The organism is Pseudonocardia bannensis, assembly GCF_012911875.1.
GTDB classification, from domain to species: Bacteria; Actinomycetota; Actinomycetes; order Mycobacteriales; family Pseudonocardiaceae; genus Pseudonocardia; species Pseudonocardia bannensis.
Genome location: NZ_JAAXKZ010000023.1, coordinates 47,144 through 54,398 on the forward strand (window position 1 = coordinate 47,144; position 7,255 = coordinate 54,398).

6 protein-coding genes are annotated in these 7,255 nt (G+C 71.6%); 1 reads left to right on the forward strand and 5 read right to left on the reverse strand.

What is annotated here, in order from left to right; genetic code table 11:
* Positions 1-50 precede the first annotated feature (50 nt).
* The 3 genes from HF519_RS09155 to HF519_RS09165 form a co-directional block, all read right to left on the reverse strand.
* The gene (locus HF519_RS09155) at positions 51-2,003 is read right to left on the reverse strand and encodes a flavin-containing monooxygenase (protein WP_169412140.1); all 1,953 of its coding nucleotides are present in this window, start codon (positions 2,001-2,003) and stop codon (positions 51-53) included.
* On the reverse strand, positions 2,003-2,929 hold the full coding sequence (locus HF519_RS09160; protein WP_169412142.1) for an alpha/beta hydrolase: 927 nt from the start codon (positions 2,927-2,929) through the stop codon (positions 2,003-2,005). Before HF519_RS09160 ends, HF519_RS09155 begins: the two co-directional genes overlap by 1 nt.
* Positions 2,930-3,051: 122 nt before the next feature.
* The gene (locus HF519_RS09165; RefSeq protein ID WP_169412144.1) at positions 3,052-3,759 is read right to left on the reverse strand and encodes an alpha/beta fold hydrolase; all 708 of its coding nucleotides are present in this window, start codon (positions 3,757-3,759) and stop codon (positions 3,052-3,054) included.
* A gap of 210 nt (positions 3,760-3,969) precedes the next feature.
* Between HF519_RS09165 and HF519_RS09170 the strand changes: the two genes are divergently transcribed.
* The gene (locus tag HF519_RS09170; protein ID WP_169412146.1) at positions 3,970-5,208 is read left to right on the forward strand and encodes an LLM class flavin-dependent oxidoreductase; all 1,239 of its coding nucleotides are present in this window, start codon (positions 3,970-3,972) and stop codon (positions 5,206-5,208) included.
* Between the two features lie 78 nt (positions 5,209-5,286).
* On the opposite strand, the gene HF519_RS09175 is transcribed toward HF519_RS09170, so the two are convergent.
* A complete protein-coding gene (locus HF519_RS09175; RefSeq protein WP_246242895.1) occupies positions 5,287-6,693 on the reverse strand; it encodes an ATP-dependent 6-phosphofructokinase in 1,407 nt (468 codons plus the stop codon).
* 122 nt (positions 6,694-6,815) lie between these two features.
* The gene (locus HF519_RS09180; protein WP_169412148.1) at positions 6,816-7,238 is read right to left on the reverse strand and encodes a pyridoxamine 5'-phosphate oxidase family protein; all 423 of its coding nucleotides are present in this window, start codon (positions 7,236-7,238) and stop codon (positions 6,816-6,818) included.
* Positions 7,239-7,255 lie beyond the last annotated feature (17 nt).

Here is a 7,255-nt window from a genome sequence, read left to right on the forward strand (position 1 = left end):
GGGCTGCCCGCGCGGGCGTGCTGACACCACTTCCGGTGTGCCGGTAGCACCTACCCGGCCCGCGGGACCGGCGCACCGGCCCGGGCGGTGACCCGGAAGTCCGCCAGGTCCGGCGTCCGGGTCATCGCCCAGTAGTCGATGAGCCGCCACGGGGTCGTGGTGACGATGCGGCCCGCGACGTTGCGGTAGTAGGTCGTCATCCCCGGATGGGTCCAGATCATCTGCTCGTGCGCGGCGTCGACGCGGGCGTTGTAGGCGTCGCACACCTCGGGACGCACCTCGAGCGCGGCGATGCCGTCCTCGGCCATCCGGCGCAGCAGGCCGGTGATGTAGCCGGTCTGGCACTCCGCGTGGAAGAACGAGCTGCCCCCGTGCCCGAGGTTGGTGTTGGGCCCGTAGAGCAGGAACAGGTTGGGGAAGTCCGGGATGGAGATGCCCAGGTGGGCCCACGCGTCGTCGTCACCCCACTGTTCGCGCAGCGGCACACCGGACCGGCCCCGGATGTCCAGCGGATAGAGCATCCGGCGGCTGGAGAAGCCGGTCGCCAGCACGAGCACGTCCACCTCGTACCGGGCGCCGTCGGCGGTGACGACCACGGAACCGTCGATCTCGCGGACACCCGAGGCGACCAGCGAGACGTCGTCGCGGCGGATCGTGGCGAACCAGTCGTTGTCCAGCAGGATCCGCTTGCCGTAGGGCGGGTAGTCCGGCAGCACCGCCTCGCGGAGCTCCTCGGCCCCGGCGATCTGCTCGTCGAGATAGGCGGTGAAGAACCGGCGGTGCTTGTCGTTGAGCGCGTTGATCGAGCGTTCCGGGTGCGGCCAGTCGGGGTCCTTGCGCAACGTCGGATGCAGCTTGTCCTGGATCATCCACATGAGACGCAGCCGGTACCAGGTCCGGTAGCCGGGGACCTGGGCCATCAGCAGCATCGTGTGGTCGTGCATCTCGCGCAGGTAGTTCGCGTTCGGCGCGACCCACTGCGGGGAGCGCTGGAACACCACCACCTGCCCCGCGACGTCGGCGATGGCCGGTACGACCTGCACCGACGACGCGCCGGTTCCGATCACGCCGACGCGCTTGCCGGCCAGGTCGACGTCGTGGTCCCAGCGCGCGGTGTGGAAGGCCGGGCCGGGGAACGACGAGAGGCCGGGCAGGTCGGGGACGACCGGCCGGTTGAACTGGCCCACCGAGCTGATGACGACGTCGACGACGTGGCGCTGTTCGGCGCCGTCGCGGTGGCGAGTCAGCACCTCCCAGGTACTCGACGCCTCGTCCCACCGCGCCGAGACGACGTCGGTCCCGAACCGGATCGACGGCAGCAGCCCTGCCTCCCGCGCGACGTCCTGGACGTAGCCGAGGATCTCGGGCTGCTTGGCGTAGTAGCGCGACCAGTCGGGACGGGGCGCGAAGGAGTAGGAGTACAGGTGGCTCGGGGTGTCGACGCCGGCGCCGGGGTAGTCGTTCTCGAGCCAGGTCCCGCCGACCGCGTCGTTGCGCTCGACGATCGTGAACGGCAGGCCGAGGTGCGCCAGCGCGACCCCGATGCACACCCCCGAGATCCCGGCCCCGATCACGAGCACCCGTGGCCGGTCGCCGCCCAGCGGTGGGGTACGCAGCCACGCGGGTGTCCGGAAACCGCCGTCCTCGGCCATCGCCTCGGCGTACTCCTCCGGCACCTGCTCGCCCAGCGAGACGCTGAGCATCGCGACGATCCGGTCGTCGGACGGTGGGGCGGGCACCGTGCGCCGCCCGTCCCGCAGCTCACGCAGCACGTCGAGCGCGGCGTCGCGGATCTCGGCCTGCCGCGCCTCGGGCAGCCCGCCGGTGTCGTTGTCGTTGAGCGCGATGGTGCGGGTGGGCCGGTAGGGATCCTGGAGCCACCTGTCGTCCCCGGTCAGATGCGCGAGGACGAGCAACAGGGTCGGGATGTTGGCCGCGGACAGTGCGGCCCGCAGCTCCTCGTCGGTCGCGGTCGGCAGCGGCTCAGGCGTGGTGATGGGCATCAGGCGGCCTCCGGGTCGGCGGGCAGCAGCCCGGTCCGGCGCAGGAACGCGGCCATTTCGGACAGTCCCGCGTCGTGCGCGGGGTGGGTGGGCAGCTGGAGGTAGCCGTGCGGGGCGCCGGGCGCGACGTGCAGCTCGTGCTCCACGGAGGCGGCGGCCAGCCGGGCGGCCAGCGCCTCCGACTCGGGCCGCAACGGGTCCCGCTCCCCCACGGTCAGCCACGTGGGCGGGAAGCCCGCGACGTGGCCCTCGGGGCTGAGCCGCGGGTCGCCGCGCAACGCGTCGAAGTCCGCGGGCTGCAGGTAGAGCTGGCTGGCGGCGTCGTCGCCACCGAGCAGGCCGGACAGCGTGGGCAGGGCCCGGTGGTAGTCGTACACGCCGTAGAACAGCAGCGCGGCCCGCACGTGGCCGGCACCCGGCACACCCGCTGCGAGCAGCGCGGCGGCGAGGTTCGCACCCGCCGAGTCGCCACCGACGAGCAACCGGCCGGGATCCCCGCCGAACTCCGCGACCCCGCTGCGGGCCCAGTCCAGCGCGAACGCCGCGTCGCCGACGGCCCCGGGGAACCGGTACTTCGGGGCCCGCCGGTAGTCCACCGAGACCACCAGCAGCCCGCGGGCGGCGAGCTCCGCGGCCAGCCGGCGGTGGGTCCACGGCGAGCCCATCACCCAGCCGCCCCCGTGCAGGTAGACCAGGGCCGGGAACGGGCCGTCGCCGAGCGGGACGGTCACGTCGACGCCGAGCCGCCAGCCGTCGTCGGCCCGCAGCGGCACGCCTCGGTGCACGGCCGCGACGGGCGGCGGGTCGGAGTTGGAGTAGTCGTCGAAGCTCTTGAGCAGCTCGACCGGGGACCCGCCCGCGGGCAACCGCATCGTGGTCTGGAACTCGAGCAGCGCGGCGGGCACGCCGTGGGCGGTGTCGGTCATCGATCCCGAAACTAGGATAAGGAATCCGGCACCGTCAACGGCGTGGGGCCGGTGCCCGAGAATGGGACATCGAACCGGCCGGGCCGGGCCGTCGTGCAGGTCGGAGCCCCCGCCGGGCCCCCTCACCCACGGGTCAGCTCGGCCGTCACCAGGTCCGGAGCGCTGATCATGGCGTCGTGCCCGGTGTCGAGCTCCCGCCAGGCCCACCCCTCCCGGCGGACGATCTCGTGTCCGGACGCGAGCGCGGTGTACGGCGGGTTCGCGCAGTAGAGGTAGGACACGGGGAGCCCGGCACCGATCGGTTCGGACAGGGCCAGCGGCTCACGGTAGGTGGGCAGCGGGTGCGGGGTGAGCCGCCGGTTCACCCAGGCGAGGTCGTCGGGATCGGTGAGCCCGAAGGCCGTCGCCGGCGGCGCCGGGATCGCGGCACCGCCGTCGAGGCGAGCGGCGTCCGCCTCCCGCTGGGCGCGGACCTCGGCGGGCAGGCCGTCGAAGGCGCACTGCCCGGAGTCCACCACCAGCCCGTCGAGCAGCACGAGTCGGCGGATCCGCGCCGGGACCCGGTCAGCCGCGCCGAGCACCGCGAGCGCACCGAAGCTGTGCCCGACCAGCACGACATCGGTGAGCTCCTCCGTCTCCAGCACCGCCACCACGTCCTGGACCACGGTGCCGAGCCCGACCTCGGCAGCGGGCAGGTGTGCACGCTCACCGAGCCCGGTCAGCGTCGGGGTGAACACCTCGTGCCCGGCGGCGCGCAGCCGCGATGCGACCCGCCGCCAGCACCACCCGCCGTGGTAGGCGCCGTGCACCAGCACGAATGTGTCCGACATGGACATACCTCCCGCTCCCCATGGGCCGGCCGTCAGCCTCGCACGGAGCGCGTGTTCCACGGCGAGGCATGCGCGCGTCACCGTGCGCCAAGTTGAGACACGCGTCACGGTGGATACCGCGATCAGATAACACCGCGAGCACGGCCTGGTCCGAACGGCCCAACTCCACCGCCGCCCCCGGACCCGCGAAGCACACTGAGGAGCTCATCGGTGAAATTCCAGTTGTTCACCCTGCCGACGATTCCGGCCACCTTGGAGGAGCGCGCCGCGAAGCGGCCCATCGGCCGGAACAACGACCACTTCCAGGCGATGATCGCCGAAGTCCGCGAGCTGGCGATCATGGCCGACGAGTTCGGCTTCGACGTCTTCTCGACCACGGAGCACCACTTCCACTCCGAGGGCTTCGAGGCGTCCGTGCAGCCGATGATGCTCTACGCCGACCTGGCCGCCCGCACCAAGAACATCTCGTTCGCGCCGCTGTCGCTGGTGCTGCCGGCGAACGACCCGCTGCGCGTCGCCGAGCAGGTCGCGATGCTCGACCACCTCACCGGTGGCCGCGTCTACGGCGGTTACGCCCGCGGCTACCAGGACCGCTGGGTCAACGTGCTGGGGCAGCACGTCCCGGTCAAGGGCACCCCGATGGACGGCGGTGACGACGACAAGCACAACCGCGCGGTCCACGAGGAGTACCTCGACATCGTCTACAAGGCATGGACCGAGGACCTGCTGACCTACGACGGCCAGTTCTACCAGGTGCCGCCGAAGGAGGGCATCACCCGCTGGCCGGCCGCCGAGTGGACCAAGCAGTACGGGCACCCGGACGAGATCGACGAGAACGGGCACATCCGCGGCATCTCGGTCATCCCGAAGCCGCTGCAGCAGCCCTACCCGAAGGCGTTCCAGCCGTTCTCGGTCTCCCCGTCGACGATGATCCACACCGCGCACAACGGCGTCATGCCGATCATCCTCACGGCGGAGCCGGAGCAGTTCAAGACGCTGGCGAAGCTCTACCAGCAGTCCGCCGCGGAGGTGGGTCGCAACCTCAAGCTCGGTGAGAGCATCGGCGCCTTCCGCGCGGTCGCCTTCGGCGACACCCGCGAGCAGGCCTGGGAGCTCATGGAGCGCACCAACTACTACGGCTTCCAGATCTACTTCTCCGGCTTCGGCTTCTGGGAGGCACTGCGCCTGCCCGAGGACAAGGAGAAGTTCCCGGGCCTCCTCCCGCCGGAGGAGTGGACGATGGAGCGCTTCACCAAGACCAAGTACGGCCTGGTGGGCACCGTCGACGACATCAAGCGCGACATCGAGGACCTCATCAAGATCCACGGTGAGGACGGCGAGCTCGAGTGGTTCTCCTGGTTCTTCGACCAGGGCCTGATGCCGATCGACGAGGCCAAGCGCCAGCTGGAGTTGTTCGCCGAGCACATCATCCCGGAGTTCCGGGACTGACCCGCACGACCCGCATCGCGCAGCCTCGTCGTCGTTCCCGGCAGCCCGGGACGACGACGAGGCTGCCGTCGTGCGGGGTCAGCCGAAGCGCACCGGTTGGCCGGTCGACTCCAGCACCGCCATCCAGAGGTCACCATGCGGGTCGACCTGGTTGCGCCGGCTGACCGCCAGCGACATCGGGATGTGCACGAACCGCCGCCGCCACCGGCCGACGACCATCTCGGTGCGCCCGGACATGGCGGCGTGCACCGCGGCCTGCGAGAGCCGCACGCAGTAGACGCTGTCGTAGGGGTTGGCCGGGACGCTGCGGATCGCGTAGCTCGGGTCGATGTAGCGGATGGAGGTCTCGACGCCGGCCTCGGCGAAGTACTCGTCGATCCGCTGCCGCAGGTACGGGCCGATGTCGGAGAGCTTCGCGTTGCCGGAGGCGTCGGCCCCCGCCTGTCGCTCGAGCAACTCCTGCCCGGCGCCCTCGGCCACCACGACGACGGCGTGCCCGCGCTCGGCGACCCGGCGGCGCAGGTGCGCGAGCAGCCCGCCCTCCCCCTCGAGCGCGAACGGCACCTCGGGGATCAGTACCACGTCCGCGCCGCTGCGGGCCAGGGCGGCGTAGCAGGCGATGAAACCGGAGTGCCGGCCCATCAGCTTGACCAGCCCGATGCCGTTCGCGGTGGACTTGGCCTCCACCTGCGCGGCCCGGATCGCGTCGCTGGCCAGGCCGAACGCGGTCTGGAACCCGAAGCTCTGGTCGATGTAGGGGATGTCGTTGTCGATGGTCTTCGGAATGCCGACCACCGAGATCAGCAGGCCGCGCTCGGCGACGACCCGCGCGATCTGCATCGCCCCGCGCATCGACCCGTCACCGCCGACCACGAACAGCACGTTGAGGTGCATTCGCTCCAGGCAGTCGACGATCTCCTCGGGGTCCTGCGGACCGCGCGACGTGCCGAGCACCGTGCCGCCGTCGACGGCGATGTCCCGGACCCGCTCCGGGGTCAGCTCGACGACGTCGTAGCCGTAGTCGGCGATGAAGCCCTGGTAGCCGTTGCGGAACCCGACCACCCGGCGGACCCGGTAGTGGTAGGTCAGCGTGCGCACGAGCCCGGCGATGACGTCGTTGAGACCGGGGCACAGCCCGCCGCAGGTGACGATCCCGGCGCGGGTCTTGGACGGGTCGAAGAAGATCTTGCGACGCGGCCCGCAGGGCTCCATCCCGGGCAGCTCGTGCAGCGGGCCACCTCGGCTGGAGATGCCGGCCACGGTGTCGTCGAGCAGCACCCGGTCCTGCTCGTCGACGTAGTGCTCGGTGGTCTGCCGCGAGTCCAGCAGCGGGACCATGGGCGAGGTGATCCGGGCGGGCCCCAGCGTCGCGATGGACAGGTCCGGGACCGGCTCGCGGCGGCGCGGGCCGCCGTCGGGCAGCCGCACCACGTTGTCGGCCGGGTCGTGCAGGATCGGTTCCATTGTCTCGAATGCACCGCTCATCGGGCCGCTCCCTCCGGGATGCGTGCCGGTGGCCACCCCGCGACGGTGGGGACGGTGACCTCTTGACCGTTCCAGAGTGCCGCAACCGGCAGTTGAACGGCACTCCGGGTGAGTTTTGCGTCTCAGCTCATCCCGAGCACACGGTCCACGGCGATCTCGATGACCACCCGCTGCGGGTTCTCCCGCGGCACCCGGTAGCGCGCGGCGTAGCGGCGCTCGGCGCCGGCCACCGAGTCCGCATCGTCCCGGACCACCGCCCGGCCCTCCAGTGTGGACCACCGGCGTCCGTCCACCTGGGACACCGCGACCCGCGCACCGTCCGGGCCGGCGGCGATGACGTTGCGCGCCTTCTGCGAGCCCCGGCTGCAGATGACCCGCGCCACCCCGGCCTCGACGTCGAGCGTGATGCCCACGGGCACGACGTGCGGGGTGCCGTCCCGCCGCGGGGTGACGAGGAAGCCGAGGTGGCGCTCGGTCCAGAACTCACGGAACTCCGCCGACACCTGATCCGGATCCAGCCCACGCCTGATCGTCCGAGCGGTCATGGCGCCATCCTCCCGCC

Excerpts from the sequence above, each read along its gene's own strand:
- HF519_RS09155 (WP_169412140.1), bottom strand. The coding sequence starts at position 2,003 with ATGCCCATCACCACGCCTGAGCCGCTGCCGACCGCGACCGACGAGGAG.
- HF519_RS09175 (WP_246242895.1), bottom strand. The coding sequence starts at position 6,693 with ATGAGCGGTGCATTCGAGACAATGGAACCGATCCTGCACGACCCGGCC.
- HF519_RS09160 (WP_169412142.1), bottom strand. The coding sequence starts at position 2,929 with ATGACCGACACCGCCCACGGCGTGCCCGCCGCGCTGCTCGAGTTCCAG.
- HF519_RS09165 (WP_169412144.1), bottom strand. The coding sequence starts at position 3,759 with ATGTCGGACACATTCGTGCTGGTGCACGGCGCCTACCACGGCGGGTGG.
- HF519_RS09180 (WP_169412148.1), bottom strand. The coding sequence starts at position 7,238 with ATGACCGCTCGGACGATCAGGCGTGGGCTGGATCCGGATCAGGTGTCG.